Origin of the sequence: Streptomyces sp. TLI_146 (genome assembly GCF_002846415.1) — a bacterium.
GTDB lineage: Bacteria > Actinomycetota > Actinomycetes > Streptomycetales > Streptomycetaceae > Streptomyces.
Window position 1 is genome coordinate 3,411,839 of record NZ_PJMX01000001.1, and the last position, 17,092, is coordinate 3,428,930.

15 protein-coding genes are annotated in these 17,092 nt (G+C 70.7%); 7 read left to right on the plus strand and 8 right to left on the minus strand.

What is annotated here, in order from left to right; all coding sequences use genetic code 11:
• Positions 1-322: 322 nt before the first annotated feature.
• Both ppdK and dusB read right to left on the minus strand, forming a co-directional pair.
• Positions 323-3,046: a pyruvate, phosphate dikinase gene (gene ppdK / locus BX283_RS15545; protein ID WP_101388213.1), complete on the minus strand. Its 2,724-nt coding sequence runs from the start codon at positions 3,044-3,046 to the stop codon at positions 323-325.
• A gap of 458 nt (positions 3,047-3,504) precedes the next feature.
• Positions 3,505-4,650, minus strand: coding sequence for a tRNA dihydrouridine synthase DusB (gene dusB, locus BX283_RS15550; RefSeq protein ID WP_101388214.1), 1,146 nt, complete (start codon positions 4,648-4,650; stop codon positions 3,505-3,507).
• 64 nt (positions 4,651-4,714) lie between these two features.
• Here dusB and BX283_RS15555 point away from each other — a divergent pair, with 64 nt between their 5' ends.
• A complete protein-coding gene (locus tag BX283_RS15555) occupies positions 4,715-6,172 on the plus strand; it encodes an MFS transporter (RefSeq protein ID WP_180357165.1) in 1,458 nt (485 codons plus the stop codon).
• A 375-nt stretch (positions 6,173-6,547) separates the two neighbouring features.
• Here the strand turns inward: BX283_RS15555 and BX283_RS15560 are convergent, their stop codons facing one another.
• Positions 6,548-6,751 (minus strand): hypothetical protein, encoded by a 204-nt coding sequence (locus tag BX283_RS15560; protein WP_101388215.1) that lies wholly within the window; start codon positions 6,749-6,751, stop codon positions 6,548-6,550.
• A gap of 104 nt (positions 6,752-6,855) precedes the next feature.
• Here BX283_RS15560 and BX283_RS15565 point away from each other — a divergent pair, with 104 nt between their 5' ends.
• Entirely contained in the window at positions 6,856-7,692 is an 837-nt protein-coding gene (locus BX283_RS15565) for a helix-turn-helix transcriptional regulator (protein ID WP_101388216.1), read from the plus strand.
• Entirely contained in the window at positions 7,689-7,898 is a 210-nt protein-coding gene (locus BX283_RS15570) for a DUF397 domain-containing protein (protein ID WP_101388217.1), read from the plus strand. The genes BX283_RS15565 and BX283_RS15570 overlap by 4 nt, the downstream gene beginning before the upstream one ends.
• A 17-nt stretch (positions 7,899-7,915) precedes the next feature.
• On the opposite strand, the gene BX283_RS15575 is transcribed toward BX283_RS15570, so the two are convergent.
• Positions 7,916-8,764: a helix-turn-helix transcriptional regulator gene (locus tag BX283_RS15575; protein ID WP_101388218.1), complete on the minus strand. Its 849-nt coding sequence runs from the start codon at positions 8,762-8,764 to the stop codon at positions 7,916-7,918.
• Positions 8,765-8,946: 182 nt separating this feature from the next.
• Here BX283_RS15575 and BX283_RS15580 point away from each other — a divergent pair, with 182 nt between their 5' ends.
• From BX283_RS15580 to BX283_RS15590, 3 genes are all read left to right on the plus strand, one after another.
• A complete protein-coding gene (locus BX283_RS15580) occupies positions 8,947-10,341 on the plus strand; it encodes an MFS transporter (protein WP_101392363.1) in 1,395 nt (464 codons plus the stop codon).
• A gap of 127 nt (positions 10,342-10,468) precedes the next feature.
• Complete coding sequence (locus BX283_RS15585) at positions 10,469-11,485, plus strand: aldo/keto reductase (RefSeq protein WP_101388219.1); 1,017 nt, start codon at positions 10,469-10,471, stop codon at positions 11,483-11,485.
• Positions 11,486-11,537: 52 nt separating this feature from the next.
• Positions 11,538-12,137: a TetR family transcriptional regulator gene (locus BX283_RS15590; RefSeq protein ID WP_101392364.1), complete on the plus strand. Its 600-nt coding sequence runs from the start codon at positions 11,538-11,540 to the stop codon at positions 12,135-12,137.
• Between the two features lie 60 nt (positions 12,138-12,197).
• Here the strand turns inward: BX283_RS15590 and BX283_RS15595 are convergent, their stop codons facing one another.
• From BX283_RS15595 to BX283_RS15605, 3 genes are read right to left on the minus strand one after another with little or no spacing between them, the layout of a single operon-like run.
• A complete protein-coding gene (locus BX283_RS15595; RefSeq protein ID WP_101388220.1) occupies positions 12,198-13,046 on the minus strand; it encodes a DUF4097 family beta strand repeat-containing protein in 849 nt (282 codons plus the stop codon).
• On the minus strand, positions 13,043-13,696 hold the full coding sequence (locus tag BX283_RS15600; protein ID WP_101388221.1) for a response regulator transcription factor: 654 nt from the start codon (positions 13,694-13,696) through the stop codon (positions 13,043-13,045). Before BX283_RS15600 ends, BX283_RS15595 begins: the two co-directional genes overlap by 4 nt.
• Complete coding sequence (locus tag BX283_RS15605; protein WP_101392365.1) at positions 13,684-14,931, minus strand: histidine kinase; 1,248 nt, start codon at positions 14,929-14,931, stop codon at positions 13,684-13,686. Before BX283_RS15605 ends, BX283_RS15600 begins: the two co-directional genes overlap by 13 nt.
• A 176-nt stretch (positions 14,932-15,107) precedes the next feature.
• Between BX283_RS15605 and BX283_RS15610 the strand changes: the two genes are divergently transcribed.
• Positions 15,108-15,497 carry a hypothetical protein gene (locus tag BX283_RS15610; RefSeq protein WP_101388222.1) on the plus strand — a complete coding sequence of 130 codons (390 nt, stop codon included), beginning with the start codon at positions 15,108-15,110 and terminating at the stop codon, positions 15,495-15,497.
• A 206-nt stretch (positions 15,498-15,703) separates the two neighbouring features.
• Here the strand turns inward: BX283_RS15610 and BX283_RS15615 are convergent, their stop codons facing one another.
• Positions 15,704-17,086, minus strand: coding sequence for a glycine--tRNA ligase (locus BX283_RS15615; RefSeq protein WP_101388223.1), 1,383 nt, complete (start codon positions 17,084-17,086; stop codon positions 15,704-15,706).
• Between the last annotated feature and the right edge of the window lie 6 nt (positions 17,087-17,092).

Here is a 17,092-nt window from a genome sequence, read left to right on the forward strand (position 1 = left end):
CTGGCGGCGGTCGGCATGGTGGCGGCTCCGTGCCCGGCGGGGATGACAGAGTGCGGTTCGCGGATGGGGATCCGTGAACCGCACTCTGCATTTAGGGCCAAGGCGCCGTTAAATGTCCGCACTTCAACAGGAATTAAGCGGACGCACACCCAGATAACATCCGCTTCCCGGTCCCGGAACAGGCCCGGAAGAACAAGCGGAAGGGCACGCGGACATGCCGAAGGGGCAGCACCCCCGCACAGGGTGCCGCCCCTTCTATGTGAACCGGAACCGCCGTCGGATCGGTGTTGAGGGTCGGGGACCCGACGGCGGCTCCGGAGCTCTAGCGCGAGTCGCTGCCCTTCGACTCGGCTGCCGCGCGGCCCGCCTCAAGGCGCGCCACGGGGATGCGGAACGGGGAGCAGGAGACGTAGTCCAGGCCCACCTCGTGGAAGAAGTGCACCGACTCCGGGTCGCCGCCGTGCTCGCCGCAGACACCGAGCTTCAGGTCGGGGCGGGTGGCCCGGCCGGCCTGGACGGCCGAGCGGACCAGCGAGCCGACGCCGTCCTTGTCGATGGTCTCGAACGGCGAGACCCCGAAGATGCCCTTCTCCAGGTACGCGGTGAAGAAGCTCGCCTCCACGTCGTCCCGCGAGAAGCCCCAGACCGTCTGGGTCAGGTCGTTGGTGCCGAAGCTGAAGAACTGGGCGGCCTCGGCGATCTGGCCCGCCGTCAGGGCGGCGCGCGGCAGCTCGATCATGGTGCCGATGGTCAGCTTGAGGTCGGTGCCGGTGGCGGCCTCGACCTCGGCGATGACCCGGTCGGCCTCCTCGCGGACGATCTCCAGCTCCTGGACCGTGCCGACCAGCGGAATCATGATCTCCGCACGCGGGTCGCCCTTGGCGTTGCGGCGCTCGGCCGCGGCCTCCGCGATCGCCCGCACCTGCATGGCGAACAGACCCGGGATGACCAGGCCGAGGCGTACGCCGCGCAGACCCAGCATCGGGTTCTGCTCGTGCAGCTTGTGCACGGCCTGGAGCAGGCGCAGGTCGTTCTCGTTGGCGTCCTTGCGGGACTCGGCGAGCGCGACGCGGACCGACAGCTCGGTGATGTCGGGCAGGAACTCGTGCAGCGGCGGGTCCAGCAGACGGACGGTGACGGGCAGGCCGTCCATCGCCTCGAAGAGCTCGACGAAGTCCTTCTTCTGGAGCGGCAGCAAGGCACTGAGTGCCTCCTCGCGCTCCCCGTCGGTGTCGGCCAGGATGAGGCGCTCGACCATCTCGCGGCGCTCACCGAGGAACATGTGCTCGGTGCGGCACAGGCCGATGCCCTGGGCGCCGAACCGCCGCGCCCGCAGGGCGTCTTCGGCGTTGTCGGCGTTGGCCCGTACGCGGAGCCGGCGTACCCGGTCCGCGTACGCCATGATCCGGTGCACGGCCGCGACCAGCTCGTCGGCGTCGTCGGCGCCCGCGTGCATCCGGCCCTCGAAGTACTCGACGACCGGCGACGGCACGACCGGGACCTCACCGAGGTACACCTTGCCGGTGGAGCCGTCGACGGAGACCAGGTCGCCCTCTTCGATGACGGCGCCGGACTGCGTCGTCATCCGGCGGCGCTTGGTGTCGACCTCCAGCTCCTCGGCGCCGCAGACACAGGTCTTGCCCATGCCGCGCGCCACGACCGCCGCGTGCGAGGTCTTGCCGCCGCGCGAGGTCAGGATGCCCTCGGAGGCGATCATGCCGTCGAGGTCGTCGGGGTTGGTCTCCCGGCGGATCAGGATGACCTTCTCGCCCGAGCGCGACCACTTGACGGCGGTGTACGAGTCGAAGACCGCCTTGCCGACGGCCGCGCCGGGCGAGGCCGCGATGCCCCGGCCGATCAGCTCGGTCTTGGCGGACTCGTCGAAGCGCGGGAACATCAGCTGGGCGAGCTGGGCGCCGTTGACGCGCTGGAGCGCCTCGGCCTCGTCGATCAGGCCCTGGTCGACGAGCTGGGTCGCGATCCGGAAGGCGGCACCGGCGGTGCGCTTGCCGACGCGGGTCTGGAGCATCCAGAGCTGGCCGCGCTCGATGGTGAACTCGATGTCGCAGAGGTCCTTGTAGTGGGTCTCAAGGGTCTCCATGATCTGCATGAGCTGGTCGTACGACTTCTTGTCGATGCCCTCCAGCTCGGCCAGCGGCACGGTGTTGCGGATGCCCGCGACGACGTCCTCGCCCTGGGCGTTCTGCAGGTAGTCGCCGTAGACGCCCTGGTGGCCGGAGGCGGGGTCGCGGGTGAAGGCGACGCCGGTGCCCGAGTCGGGGCCGAGGTTGCCGAACACCATCGAGCAGATGTTGACGGCGGTGCCCAGGTCGCCCGGGATGCGCTCCTGGCGGCGGTAGAGCTTGGCGCGGTCGCCGTTCCACGAGTCGAAGACCGCCTTGACGGCGAGGTCCATCTGCTCGCGCGGGTCCTGCGGGAAGTCGCGCCCGGCCTCGGCCTTGACGACCTTCTTGAAGTGCTTGACCAGCTTCTTCAGGTCGGCGGCGTCGAGGTCGGTGTCGACGGTGACCTTCTTGGCGGCCTTGGCCTCGTCGAGGGCGTCCTCGAAGAGCTCGCCGTCCACACCGAGGACGGTCTTGCCGAACATCTGGATGAGGCGGCGGTAGGAGTCCCAGGCGAAGCGCTCGTCGCCGGACTGCTTGGCGAGACCGGTCACCGAGGCGTCCGAGAGCCCGATGTTGAGGACGGTGTCCATCATGCCGGGCATGGAGAACTTGGCGCCCGAGCGTACGGAGACGAGCAGCGGGTCGTCGGCCTGGCCGAGCTTCTTGCCCATCTTCTGCTCAAGGGCGTCGAGGTGCGCGCTGACCTCGTCGCGCAGCGCGGCCGGCTCCTCGCCGCTGTCGAGGTAGACCTTGCACGCCTCGGTGGTGATGGTGAAGCCGGGAGGGACCGGCAGACCGAGGTTGGTCATCTCGGCGAGGTTCGCGCCCTTTCCACCGAGCAGGTCCTTGAGGTCCCTGTTCCCTTCGGTGAAGTCGTAGACGAACTTCTGACTGTGCTGGAGGTCCTTGTCTTCCGACACGGGTCTCGACTCCTCGATCCGAAAAAGCGTGGCGGCTGCCCTGACGGCGAGGAACATACCCAGATCGAAGGTGTCTGGGTACGTCCACTTGCGCGTCATGGGGCCTTAACCACTCGTCCGCCAGCAGATCGAAAGTAACCAGGGTGTAACCGAGGCGATCTTGATGCGTTCACCCCCTGAAGCCGGGTTTACCAAAACCCCAGGTTTTGCGCTCATCAGAGCGCACTCTCCTGCAAGTGAGTTCACTTCTTAAACACAGAAGGGGTGGCACTCAGTGCCACCCCTTCTGAAGATGCAGCCGCCTCGAAACTGCTCATCTGAGCGCAACCCCTATCAAGGGTGGCGAGAATCACGCCGCCGGACGGGCCGGAATTCCACGATCCGGACCCTCGATCACGCCAACGCGAGACGGCGGAACCGGGACCCGGTTCCGCCGTTTCCGACCAGTTCGTACGGATTTACCCGCCGGAGGTGTCCAGCTCCGCGTCCGCGCTGACGCCCGAGCAGTCGTACGGGTCCTTGAGCCAGCCGTCCGGCAGGACCACCCGGTTGTTGCCCGAGGTGCGCCCGCGCGGGCCGTCGGCGCCGTCCGGCCACGCCTGGTCCAGGTCGAGCTCGCTCAACTGAGCGCTCAGCTCGTCCAGGGACGAGGTGATCGCGAGGCGCTTGCGCATCTCCGAGCCGACCGCGAAGCCCTTGAGGTACCAGGCCACGTGCTTGCGGAAGTCGATCACGCCGCGCGACTCGTCGCCGATCCACTCGCCGAGCAGCGTCGCGTGCCGCACCATCACGTCCGCGACCGTGCGCAGGGTGGGGCGTGCGTAGGAGTCCGTACCCTCGAACGCGGCCACCAGGTCGCCGAAGAGCCAGGGGCGGCCGAGGCAGCCGCGGCCCACCACGACGCCGTCGCAGCCGGTCTCCTTCATCATCCGCAGCGCGTCCTCGGCGGACCAGATGTCGCCGTTGCCGAGCACCGGGATCTCCGGGACGTGCTCCTTGAGGCGCGCGATGGCGTCCCAGTCGGCGGTGCCGCCGTAGTGCTGGGCGGCGGTGCGGCCGTGCAGCGCTATCGCGGTGACGCCCTCCTCGACGGCGATCCGTCCGGCGTCGAGATAGGTGATGTGGTCGTCGTCGATGCCCTTGCGCATCTTCATCGTGACCGGCAGGTCCCCCGCGTTGGAGACCGCCTCGTTGAGGATGGCGCGCAGCAGCGGCCGCTTGTAGGGAAGCGCCGATCCGCCGCCCTTCCGGGTCACCTTGGGCACCGGGCAGCCGAAGTTCAGGTCGATGTGGTCGGCCAGGTCCTCGTCGACGATCATCCGGACCGCCTTGCCGACGGTGACCGGGTCGACGCCGTACAGCTGGATCGAGCGGGGCGTCTCCGTCTCGTCGAAGTGGATCAGCTGCATGGTCTTCTCGTTGCGCTCGACCAGCGCCCGCGTCGTGATCATCTCGCTCACGAACAGCCCCTTGCCGCCGCTGAACTCGCGGCACAGGGTACGGAACGGGGCATTGGTGATGCCGGCCATGGGCGCCAGCACCACGGGAGGCTGCACGGCGTGCGGGCCGATGTTGAGCGTGGTCATTCCGCCATTGTCCCGCATCCCGGCAGTCATTAGTTAGCCGTACTACATGGACCAGGTCGTTAGTTAGGCGTACTATCCACGCATGTCCGACCTCAGCCCCCGGCGCCGCATACTCGTGCTGGCGATCTGCTGCATGAGTCTGCTGATCGTCGGCCTCGACAACACGATCCTGAACGTGGCGCTGCCCACCATGCAGCGCGAACTGCACACCTCGGTCTCCGGGATGCAGTGGACGATCGACGCGTACACGCTCGTCCTCGCCTCCCTGCTGATGCTCTCCGGCTCGACGGCCGACCGGATCGGCCGCCGCCGGGTCTTCATGGCGGGCCTGACCGTCTTCACCCTCGGCTCGCTGCTCTGCTCGCTCGCCCCGAACCTCTCCTCGCTTGTCGCCTTCCGCACGATCCAGGCGGTCGGCGGCTCGATGCTCAACCCGGTGGCGATGTCGATCATCACCAACACCTTCACGGACCCGCGCGAACGCGCCCGCGCCATCGGTGTGTGGAGCGGCGTCGTCGGGATCTCCATGGCGGCGGGCCCGATCGTCGGCGGCCTCCTGGTCGACTCGGTCGGCTGGCGCTCGATCTTCTGGATCAACCTGCCGGTGGGCCTGGCCGCGCTCCTGCTGACCTGGCGTTACGTGCCCGAGTCCCGCGCGCCGAAGCCGCGCCGCCCCGACCCCGTGGGCCAGCTCCTGGTCGTGGCGCTGCTCGGCTCCCTGACGTACGCGATCATCGAGGCGCCGAGCGCGGGCTGGACGTCGGCGCGGATCCTGTTCTTCTGCGCGCTGGCGGCCGCGGCCCTCACCGGCCTTCTGCTCTACGAGCCCAGGCGCCGCGAACCCCTGATCGACCTGCGGTTCTTCCGCAGCGTGCCGTTCAGCGGGGCGACGGTGATCGCGGTCTCGGCGTTCGCCGCGCTGGGCGGCTTCCTGTTCGTCAACACGCTCTACCTACAGAACGTACGTGGCCTGGACGCCCTGCACGCCGGGCTCTACATGGTGCCGATGGCGGCCGTCACCATGGTGGTGGCGCCGCTGTCCGGCCGCCTGGTCGCGAGCCGGGGACCGCGCCCCTCGCTGCTGATCGCAGGCGTCACGATGGCCGCGAGCGGGCTGCTGTTCGCGGCCTTCGACGGCGAGTCGTCGACGCCGCTGCTCTTCACCGGGTACGTCCTGTTCGGCCTCGGCTTCGGCATGGTCAACTCCCCCATCACCAACACGGCCGTCTCCGGAATGCCCCGCGCCCAGGCGGGCGTGGCGGCGGCGGTGGCCTCCACCAGCCGCCAGACGGGCCAGACGCTCGGCGTCGCGGTGATCGGCGCGGTGCTTGCGGGCGGCCTGTCGGGCGCGGGCGGCGGCGCCTACGCCGACGCCTTCCCGGACGCGGCCCGCCCGGCCTGGTGGATCATCACCGGCTGCGGCCTGGCCGTCCTCCTCATGGGAGCGGCCACGAGCGGCCGCCGGGCACGGGAGTCGGCGCGGCGGACGGCGGAGCGGCTGGAGACGGAGACGGAAGTGGTGGGGGCGGGGGTGGCGTGACCCCGGGGCCCTCACCGGCCCGCCGTCCTGTCCGCGCGCGTGCCCCCGGGCCCTCGGCCCACGCGCGTGGGGATCCCGGCCCCGCCGAGGGCGAGCACTCGGGCAACACATAGCCCGGCCCCCCGACCCCAGTGCGGCGATCAGCACGCCCGACGTGGCGCCCCCGTCACTCGCACGCCTCCTCGCCGGGCCATGCCCGGTGACCGGGGTGACGCGTGATCTCCCTGTTCGCCCTGTGGACCCTCTTGCGCTCTCGCGCCTCCCGGGCCGCCTCGCGGTCTGTGTGCCAGGCGTCACAGACCTCGCACCCGGGGGCGCCGACCGGTAGCGAGTCGTCCGTCGGCCCTGTCGGCGGCCCGACCGGAAATGCCCACATCAACACCACCGGCCCACGGGAGTCTCCAGCACACGGGCCCGAGCCAGTTCCTCGGGGGAAAGGTGGCGCAGGGCCTCGGGCGCCGTGGCCCATTCGGTCCCACCACCGGGGGGACACAGGTAGACGCTCCCTTCGTAGCGCTGTTGCACCACGCCGATCCTGTCGCCGTTCGCGGTATCGGCCACATATTCCGGGCTCGCCATGGCCGCTCCTCTCCGTAGCGTTCTCACTACCGAGGGTTCAGCGTGGCTCACACCTGGGAACCGTTCAACGTGTCGGAACAGAACGGAAGGTCGGTGAACAGCCCTTGAACCGCAAGGAGTTGAGGCCTGACGCCTCGCCGCAGGCGGCTTACGGAGCGCGTCTGCGCAGCCTGCGGGAGGCACGCGGCTGGACGCAGGACGAGCTCGGGGAACGCACGGAGTACTCCAGTGTGCATATCTCGGCGGTCGAAACTGGTCGCAAGCCTCCGACCCTTCGGTTTTCGCGTAGTGCGGACCGGGCGCTCGGCCTTGAGGGCACGGCGGACACGTTCGAGCGCGAGTACCGGCAGATGCGGCAGGGGAGCCTGCTGGAGGGGTTCCCCGAGTACGTCAAGCACGAGGCGCGGGCCGTTGAGCTACGGCTGTACGAGATCGGGATCATCCCTGGCCTGTTGCAGACACCGGAGTACGCACGGGTACTGGCCGACAGTGCCGTACGCCGGGGCGCCATCACCCCCGAACAGGCAGAGGACCGCGTCTCGTTCCTGGCGAAACGCCAGGCATCACTGCTGCGTCCCCGACCACCCATGATCTTCGTGGCCATGGACGAAAGCTGTATCCGGCGTACCGTCGGTGGGGCAGCCGTCATGGACGCGCAGCTTGCACGCCTGGTCGAGTTCGCCGGGTTGCCGAACACGCTGCTCCAGATGGTGCCGTACGACATCGGTGAGCGTCGCACGTTCGACCTGCCCGTCAACCTCCTGACCCTGTCCGATCGGTCCGTGATCTGCTACGCGGAGTCCCAGGCGCAGGGCAACTTGGACCGGGAAAGTGCCTCCGTGGAGCCCATGTTGACGGCCTACCATCAGTTGCAGGCCGAATCGCTGTCGCAGGCGGCGTCTGTGGCCATGATCGAGCAGGTACGAAAGGGAAAATCGTGACGACCGAATCCCCTCAGTGGTTCAAGTCCTCCTACAGCAACAACGGTGGCAACTGCGTGGAGGTCGCCGCCAACCTTGTCGTCACGAGCGGCGTGGTCCCCGTCCGTGACTCAAAGGCCCCGAACGGCCCGGCCCTGAACGTCCGCTCAGGCGCGTTCTCTTCCTTCATAGCAAGCCTCAAGGCCGGAGAGTTCGGCTCTGCCTGAGCCAGCACCACGTGTGGTCAGACGACCGCCGTCTCCAGCAACCGCTCAAGCCCCGCCCGCGACGCCGCGTCCAGCGGGACGTACGTCACCAGGCGCGGCCCCGACGACGGCCCCAGCCACAGGTTGGTGTGTTCCAGATGGAGCAGGCCCACGTGGGCGTTGCGGATGTACTTCTCGCGGCCGCTCTGGTCGACCACCTCGTGGCGGGCCCAGATCTCGCGGAACTCGGGGGAGCCGTTCTCCAGCCGGTTCAGGAGCGTCTTCCAGGCGGGCTCGGCCAGGTGCTCGGCCATCGAGGCGCGGAACTTGGCGGCCATCATCCGGTTGACGTCCGGCAGGTCGGCGACGGCCGCGCGCCAGTCGTCGTTGGTGAAGGCCAGCCACATGCAGTTGCGGTCCTCGGGCGGCAGCGCGTCCAGGTCGCAGAGCAGCCTGGCGTACGTGCGGTTGTAGGCCAGGATGTCGTACCGGCTGTTCTGGATACAGGCGGGCAGCGGCTCCAACTGGTCCAGCATCGCGCGCAGCGACGGAGTCACCGTCGGGCAGGGCGCGTTGGGGTTCGGGTCGCTCGCGCCCGCCAGGGCGAAGAGGTGCGTGCGCTCGCTGGGGTCCATCAGCAGGGCGCGCGCCAGCGCGTCCAGGACCTGGGCGGAGACCTGGATCTCCCTGGCCTGCTCCAGCCATGTGTACCAGGTGACGCCGACGGCGGAGAGGTAGGCGACCTCCTCGCGGCGCAGCCCCGGGGTGCGCCGGCGGCGGCCGTGCGGCAGGCCGACCTGCTCGGGCGTGATGCGCTCGCGGCGGCTGCGAAGGAACTCCGCCAGCTCGTGCCTGCGGACGTCGGACTCCGGGGCCACAGTGGTCATGGAACCAGGATGCCGCTCCGCCCACCCCATTGCCAGGTAGTGGATGTACCAGGATAAAGAGACTCTGGTACCAGGCTGAGCGAAGGACGATCGTCTCCTGCGTGAGCAATGACGTGAGTACTTCCGCATCCACCTCCACGGCCGAGGCGGCCACCGCCGCCGAGGCCGCCGCCGTCCCGGTCATCCGCCACGGCGGCGCGGCGATCGGCTCGCTCGGGCTGTTCACCGTACTGCTCGGCGCGGCCCTGCCCCTGATCGACTTCTTCATCGTCAACGTCGCCCTGCCCGCCATGGAGAAGGACCTCTCGGCGGGCCCGGCCACGCTGGAACTGGTGGTCGCGGGCTACGGCGTCGCGTACGCCGTGCTGCTCGTCCTGGGCGGCCGCCTCGGCGACACCGCCGGGCGGCGCCGGCTCTTCCTGATCGGCATGGCGGCCTTCGGCGTGACCTCGCTGGCCTGCGGCCTGGCGCCGACCGCCTGGACGCTGGTGGCGGCCCGGGGCGCCCAGGGCGCCGCGTCCGCGCTGATGCTGCCGCAGGTCCTCGCCACCATCCAGGCCACCACGGCCGGGCCGCGCCGGGCCCGCGCGATGAGCCTGTACGGGGCGACCGCCGGGCTCTCCATGGTCGCCGGGCAGATCCTCGGCGGCGTCCTGGTCGCCGCCGACATCGCGGGCAGCGGCTGGCGCGCGGTCTTCCTGGTCAACGTGCCCGTGGTGGTCGTCGGGCTGCTGCTCGCGGTCCGCAGCGTGCCGGAGACCCGCTCGGACCGGCCCGCCTCGGTGGACGTGCCCGGCACGCTGCTGCTCGCGCTCTCGCTGGTCAGCCTGCTGCTGCCGCTGACCGAGGGGCGCGCGGCCGGGTGGCCGCTGTGGACCTGGGTCTCGCTCGCCGTCTTCCCGTTCGCTGCCTTCGCGTTCTTCCGCACCGAGCAGCGCGCCGACCGCCGGGGCGGTACGCCGCTGGTCCCGCCGAGCCTGCTGAAGCTGCCCTCGCTGCACCGGGGCCTCGTCATGATCGTGCCCTTCTCGGTCGGCTTCAGCGGCTTCATGTTCGTGATCGCGGTCGTCCTCCAGCAGGGGCTGCGGATGGGACCGGTGTCGGCCGGGCTCGCCCTGGTGCCGATGGCGGTGGCGTTCTTCGGCGCGTCACTGGCCGGGCCGCGGCTGATCGGCCGGTACGGGAGCCGGGTCGTCACCACCGGCGGCCTCATCCAGGGCGTCGGCATCACGGTCCTGGTGCTCACCGTCCGGCAGGGCTGGTCCGGCCTCGGGATAGCCGAGCTGGCGCCGGGCGTCGCGCTGGCCGGGCTCGGCCAGGGCCTCCAGCTGCCGGTGCTGTTCCGGATCGTGCTCTCCGACGTCCCGACCGACCGCGCCGGGGTGGGCAGCGGCGTCCTGGTGACCACCCAGCAGTCCGCCCTCGCCCTCGGCGTCGCCACGCTCGGCAGCCTCTTCCTCTCGCTGGTGCCCTCGGTGGGGACGCGGGACGCGCTGGCGGTGACCTTGCTGGTGCAGCTGGCGGCCGTGGTCCTCACGGTGCTGCTGAGCCTGCGGCTGCCGAAGACAGTGGGGTGACGGAGGGGGTGGGGTGACGACGGCCTGGGGGTGGGGCTGACAGATAACAGATGACAGATATTGAAATCTGTCATCTGTTATGCGACGGTGGATACCGCAACCCCCACCCCTCAAGGAGTGACCAGTCATGCGCACCCGCACCCTCGGCACCACCGGCCCCCAGGTCTCCGCCCTCGGCCTCGGCTGCATGGGCATGTCCGCGCTGTACGGCGAGGCCGACCGGGCCGAGTCGATCGCCACCATCCACGCCGCGCTCGACGCGGGCGTGACCCTGCTCGACACCGGCGACTTCTACGGCATGGGCCACAACGAGCTGCTGATCGGCGAGGCGCTGCGCGGCGCACCCGCCGCGGCCCGCGAAAAGGTGCTCACCAGCGTCAAGTTCGGCGCCCTGCGCGACCCGGACGGCGGCTGGGCCGGGTACGACGGCCGCCCGGCGGCGGTGAAGAGCTTCGCCGCGTACTCGCTCCAGCGGCTCGGCGTCGACCACATCGACGTCTACCGCATCGCCCGGCTCGACCCGGACGTCCCGGTCGAGGAGACCGTCGGCGCCATCGCGGAGCTGGTCGAGGCCGGTCACGTACGGCACATCGGGATGTCCGAGGTCGGCGCGGACACCCTGCGCCGGGCCGCCGCGGTCGCCCCGATCTCCGACCTCCAGATCGAGTACTCGCTGATCTCGCGCGGCATCGAGGACGAGATCCTGCCGACCGCCAAGGAGCTCGGCATCGGCATCACCGCGTACGGCGTGCTCTCGCGCGGTCTGATCAGCGGCCACTTCACCCGCGACCGGCAGCTGGCGGCCGACGACTTCCGCGGGATGAGCCCGCGCTTCCAGGGCGAGAACCTGGACCGCAATCTGGACCTGGTCGAGGCGCTGCGGAAGGTCGCCGAGCACCAGGGCGTCTCGGTGGCGCAGATCGCGATCGCCTGGGTGATCGCGCAGGGCGAGCGGTTCGGCGCGGACGTGGTGCCGCTGGTCGGCGCCCGCCGCCGGGACCGGCTCGCCGAGGCGCTGGGCGCCCTCGACGTCACGTTCGACGCGCGTGACCTGGCCGCGATCGAGGCGGCGGTGCCGGCCGGCGCGGCCGCGGGCGAGCGCTACCCGGCGGCGCAGATGGCGCATCTGGACAGCGAGCACTGAGTTGTCCACAGGGCCGGGCGCCGGGTCGGACACGGCGGGTAACGTCAAGGTCATGAGTACGGAACCCCTGACCGCCGAGCGCATCCTCGAAGCGACCGAGGAAGTGCTGCGCCGACACGGCCCGGCGAAGGCCACGGTCGTCGATGTCGCCCGCCAGCTCGGCGTCAGCCACGGCAGTGTGTACCGCCACTTCCGTACGAAGTCGGCGCTGCGGGAGGCCGTCACCAAGCGCTGGCTGGACCGCACGACGCGCGAGCTGAGCTCGATCGCCAACGACGAGCCCAAGGACGCCGAGGCGTCGCTGCGCGCCTGGCTGGCGGGGCTCTTCGAGGCCAAGCGCCGCAAGGCGGGCGACGACCCCCAGCTGTTCGCGACGTACGAGGTGCTGCTCGCGGAGAACAGCGCGGTGGTCGAGGAGCACATCACCGAACTGGTCGCGCAGATCGAGCAGATAGTGCACTGGGGCGTGGAGCGCGGCCAGTTCACTGCCCTGGGGCCGGACGCCCAGGTGGCCCGGGCGGTCTTCGACGCCACGAGCCGCTTCCACGACCCGGCGTACGCGCCGCAGTGGCTGAAGCCGGAGATCCTGGTGGAGTTCGAGACCGTGGTCGACCTGGTCCTGGGCGGCCTGCGCCTCCTGGACAGGATCTAGCCCGGCCAGGATCCAGCCCGGCCAGGAGCTGGCCTGGACAGGATCCAGCCCGGACAGGGGCTAGCTCAGGCGGAGGTAGTCCAGCGTCGCGGTGCCCGAGCCGGAGGACACCTTGATGAGGCGGTCCGAGGCCGGGTCGGGCAGGGAGTCCTCGATGTCGCGGGTGCCCGAGCCCTTGGTGCCCTCGACCCGGTAGTGGGAGCCCGCGGGGACGCGGAGGTCGACGCTGCCGGAGCCGGTGGAGGCGGTGACCCGGCGGGGCGGGGTGACGAACTCCAGCTCGGCGTGGCCGGAGCCCGAGCGCACCTCGGCCTCGGTGGAGCCGATCGCGGCGCCGCTGAAGGAGCCGGAGCCGACGGAGGCGTCGATCGGGCCGCGTACGCCGTAGAGCTTGACGCTGCCCGAGCCGCCGTCGACGTCGACCGGGCCGGTGAGGCCGGTGACGCGGACGGTGCCGGAGCCGCTGTTCACCTTGAGCGCGACCCCGGCGGGCACGGTCAGGTCCAGCTGGACGGAGCAGCCGAGGCTGGTGAGGGCGAAGGTGCCGTCGCACTCGGGCCGCAGCTTGAGGGTGTCGCCGTCCCACTCCTTGACGACCTTGGGCCTGCGCAGCGACCAGGAGAGCCGCTCCTGGATGCGCACCTCGCCCTCGGGGCCCGGCACCACGGTCAGCTCGGCGCTGCCCGAGTCCACCTGGACCGCCTTGACGGGATGGCGGTCGCTGGTGGCGACACTGGTGTGGCTGGAGGTCTGGCGGGCGTACTGCGCGTACACCTCGATGCCCATCGGCGCGACCACGAACAGCGCGCTGAGCACGGCGGCCAGGATCCACCGCCCGCGGTGCCGGGGCCGCTCGCCGGCGGGACCGGGACCGACGGGGGCGGTGCGCGTCTGCGGGTCCGTGCTCATGAGCCGCCGTCCAGGAACCGCAGGACCGCGAGGACGCGGCGGTGGTCGCCGTCGGCGACGGGCAGATCGAGCTTGGCGAAGATGTTGTTGATGTGTTTGGCGACGGCGCTCTCGCCGACGACCAGCTGCTCGGCGATGCCCGCGTTGGAGCGGCCCTCGGCCATCAGGGCGAGGACTTCGCGTTCGCGCGGGGTGAGGCGTTCCAGCGGGTCGGTGCCGCCGCCCCGGCGCAGCAGCAGCTGGGCGACGACCTGCGGGTCGAGCGCGGTGCCGCCGCCCGCGACGTGCCGGAGGGCGTCGATGAACTCCTCGACGTCGGCGACCCGTTGCTTGAGGAGGTAGCCGATGCCGCCGGTCCGGGCGGTGAGCAGATCGGCCGCGTACCGCTCCTCGACGTACTGGGAGAGGAGCAGGACGGCGGTGTCCGGCCACTGCTGACGGATCATCAGAGCAGCTCGTACGCCCTCGTCGGTGAAGCCGGGCGGCATCCGCACGTCCACCAGGGCCAGTTCGGGCCGGTGTTCCTCGACGGCGGCGAGCAGCCCGTCGGCGTCCCCCGCCTCGGCGGCGACGTCGAACCCCGCCATCTCCAGGACCTTGACGAGTCCTATCCGCAGCAGCACCGAGTCCTCGGCGATCACAGCCCGCACGGCAGCTCCACAGTGATGACGGTCGGGCCCCCGAGGGGGCTGTTGATCCGGATGGTTCCGTCCACGGACCCTACGCGTTTGGCCAGGCCCCGCAGTCCGGTGCCGGCGGCGGCGTCGGCGCCGCCCGCCCCGTTGTCGGTGACGGTGAGGCGGAGCAGCTCGCCGCGGCGGCGGACCTGCACGGAACAGCGCGTCGCCCGGGCGTGCTTGGCGACGTTCGCCAGCGCCTCGGAGACGACGAAGTAGGCGACGGCCTCGACCGTGGGGGACGGGCGGCGGTCGATGTCGACGGTGAGCTCGACGGGCAGCGGGGCGCGGGCGGCGATGCCGGACAGGGCGGCGTCCAGGCCCCGGTCGTCCAGGACGGCCGGGTGCAGCCCGCGCACCAGGTTGTTGAGCTCCTCGATGGCCTCTTTGGCCTCGCGGTGCGCCTCGTCGATGACGGCCCGGGCCTCGGGCGGCAGCTCGGTGAGGGTGGCGCGGGCCAGGCCCAGGTTCATGGCGAGGGAGACCAGGCGCTGCTGGGCGCCGTCGTGCAGGTCGCGCTCGATGCGGCGGCGTTCGGCGTCGGCGGCGTCCAGGACCCCGGCGCGGCTCTCGGCCAGGGTCTCCACGCGCCGCTCCAGCTCCTTGGCCCGGTTGGGGCCGAGCAGGGCGGCGGCCGCGTGGCCGTCGAGCCGGGTGGCGGCGGCCGCGAACCAGGGGGTGGCGAGCAGGAGCAGCACCCCGCCGACGGAGAACAGCACGTACGCGTCGGTCCAGTGCGGAAGGCGGGCGTCCAGCGGCACCGCCCACAGCCACGACAGGACGAAGGCGCCCACGAATCCCGTCACCCAGGCGCAGACCACCAGGACGCCCGCCGCCGCCGCGAGCGGGGCGACGAGGAGGTGGTACCCGTACTGCCGCCAGGTCGACTCCGACCGCAGCCGCTCGACAAGGCCGCGCCAACTCAGCCTGCTGCTGCGCCAGTTGATCCCCGGTACGTCGAGGCCGAGCAGCGACCAGAAGCGGCTGCGCTGGAGCGCGGTGAGGAGCGGGCTGAGGAGGAGCACGAACAGCAGGGCGCTGGGGGTGTGCCCCGGCGCCCTGACGATGTACGTGAAGGAGGCGGCGGCGGGCAGCGCGAGCGGTATGCCCGCCACCGCGAAGGTGGTGTTGCGCCAGGCCCACGCCGACCACGGGGCGTGCGCGGCGGCCCAGTCGAACGCGCGCCGCAGCGGGCCGGGAGTTGCCATGCCCATACGGTAAACGCCCAGCTCGGAGCGGTGCCATCACGCTACTGCCCGCCCGGGGGTATAGCTGGCACCACCCCCGGATCGGACAGTCGCGCTACTGATCTCAACGGCTCGGCGGGCGAGGCTTGTTGCCGTGCCCGCAGGAACGCCCTCGGGCCGGAAGGAGACCCGCCGCCATGACCCTCGTCGCCCCGCAGATCCGCATCCGCCGTCCGCGCCTGGCCGCGCTGCTGACGGTGGCGGGGGTTGCTCTGGTGCCGTGGATGGCGGTCCTCGCGCAGACGTTGCCGCAGACCGTCGAGGTCTCCAACTGGCCGGTGGCGTGGATCGGCCTCGACGCGGGGCTCGCCTTGGGGCTCGCGGGGACCGGGGTGCTGCTGCGGCGGGGGGATGCGCGGGTCTCGCCCGTTGCGGCGGCGACGGGGGCGCTGTTGGTGATGGATGCGTGGTTCGACGTGACGATGTCGGCGCCGGGTCCCGAGTTCGCGACGGCCGTCGCGCTGGCCGTGCTTGCGGAGCTGCCACTGGCGGTGGCATGCGGGGTGGTTGCGGGGCGCCGCGCGTAGGACGTCACCTGCGGCCCGGTGGTGGGCTGGTCGCGCAGTTCCCCGCGCCCCTGAAAGCCTGGCCCCGTAACGTTCGCGCGGCGCACTGGGGGCCGCGGCCCAACAGCTGAGCCCCGTACCGCCTGCACGGCGGTACGGGGCTCAGCCACGTGTTTCCTAGGGGCGCGGGGAACTGCGCGACCAGCCCCCACCGGCCCGCAGACGAACTAGCAGCCCAAGAGCCGCGCACCCAGGTAAGACTGGATCTGGTCCAGGGACACCCGCTCCTGCGACATCGTGTCGCGCTCGCGGACCGTCACCGCGTTGTCGTCCAGCGTGTCGAAGTCGACCGTGACACAGAACGGCGTACCGATCTCGTCCTGGCGACGGTAGCGGCGGCCGATCGCACCCGCGTCGTCGAACTCGATGTTCCAGTTCTGCCGCAGGTCCGCCGCCAGCCCCTTCGCCTTCGGCGACAGCTGCGGGTTGCGCGACAGCGGAAGGACCGCGACCTTGACCGGCGCCAGGCGCGGGTCGAGGCGCATCACGGCGCGCTTCTCCATGACGCCCTTGGCGTTGGGCGCCTCGTCCTCGTTGTAGGCGTCGAGGAGGAAGGCGAGCATGGAGCGGCCGACACCGGCGGCGGGCTCGATGACGTACGGGGTCCAGCGCTCACCGGCCTCCTGGTCGAAGTACGACAGGTCGCTGCCGGACGCCTTGGCGTGCGCCGAGAGGTCGTAGTCGGTGCGGTTGGCGACACCCTCCAGCTCGCCCCACTCGCTGCCGCCGAACTGGAAGCGGTACTCGATGTCGGCGGTGCGCTTGGAGTAGTGGGAGAGCTTCTCCTTCGGGTGCTCGTACCAGCGCATGTTCTCCTCGCGCAGGCCCAGGCCCGTGTACCAGTTCCAGCGCTCCTGCATCCAGTACTCCTGCCACTTCTCGTCCTCGCCCGGCTTGACGAAGAACTCCATCTCCATCTGCTCGAACTCGCGGGTGCGGAAGATGAAGTTGCCGGGCGTGATCTCGTTGCGGAAGGACTTGCCCATCTGCGCGATGCCGAAGGGCGGCTTCTTGCGCGAGGTCTGCTGGACCTGGCCGAAGTTGGTGAAGATGCCCTGCGCGGTCTCGGGGCGCAGGTAGGCGACCGAGCCGCTGTCCTGGGTCGGGCCGAGGTGGGTGGAGAGCAGACCCGAGAAGTTCTTGGGCTCGGTGAAGGTGCCCTTGTTGCCGCAGTTGGGGCAGTTGAGCTCGGCGAGGCCGTTCGCGGGCTCCTTGCCGTGCTTCTCCTCGTACGCCTCGATCAGGTGGTCCGCGCGGAACCGCTTGTGGCAGGAGGTGCACTCGGTGAGCGGGTCGGTGAAGGTGGCGACGTGGCCGGAGGCCTCCCAGACCTCGGTGGCCAGGATCACCGACGAGTCGATGCCGACGACGTCCTCACGCGAGGTGACCATGTACCGCCACCACTGGCGCTTGAGGTTCTCCTTCAGCTCGACACCCAGCGGCCCGTAGTCCCAGGCGGCGCGCTGACCACCGTAGATCTCACTGCACGGGTAGACGAAGCCACGGCGCTTGCTCAGGTTGACGATGGTGTCGATCTTGTCGGCGGCCACGGTGCT

Coding starts and splice junctions, on each gene's coding strand:
- dusB (WP_101388214.1), bottom strand. CDS start 4,650: ATGCGGGACAATGGCGGAATGACCACGCTCAACATCGGCCCGCACGCC.
- BX283_RS15555 (WP_180357165.1), top strand. CDS start 4,715: ATGTCCGACCTCAGCCCCCGGCGCCGCATACTCGTGCTGGCGATCTGC.
- BX283_RS15560 (WP_101388215.1), bottom strand. CDS start 6,751: ATGGCGAGCCCGGAATATGTGGCCGATACCGCGAACGGCGACAGGATC.
- BX283_RS15575 (WP_101388218.1), bottom strand. CDS start 8,764: ATGACCACTGTGGCCCCGGAGTCCGACGTCCGCAGGCACGAGCTGGCG.
- BX283_RS15585 (WP_101388219.1), top strand. CDS start 10,469: ATGCGCACCCGCACCCTCGGCACCACCGGCCCCCAGGTCTCCGCCCTC.
- BX283_RS15590 (WP_101392364.1), top strand. CDS start 11,538: ATGAGTACGGAACCCCTGACCGCCGAGCGCATCCTCGAAGCGACCGAG.
- BX283_RS15595 (WP_101388220.1), bottom strand. CDS start 13,046: ATGAGCACGGACCCGCAGACGCGCACCGCCCCCGTCGGTCCCGGTCCC.
- BX283_RS15605 (WP_101392365.1), bottom strand. CDS start 14,931: ATGGCAACTCCCGGCCCGCTGCGGCGCGCGTTCGACTGGGCCGCCGCG.
- BX283_RS15610 (WP_101388222.1), top strand. CDS start 15,108: ATGACCCTCGTCGCCCCGCAGATCCGCATCCGCCGTCCGCGCCTGGCC.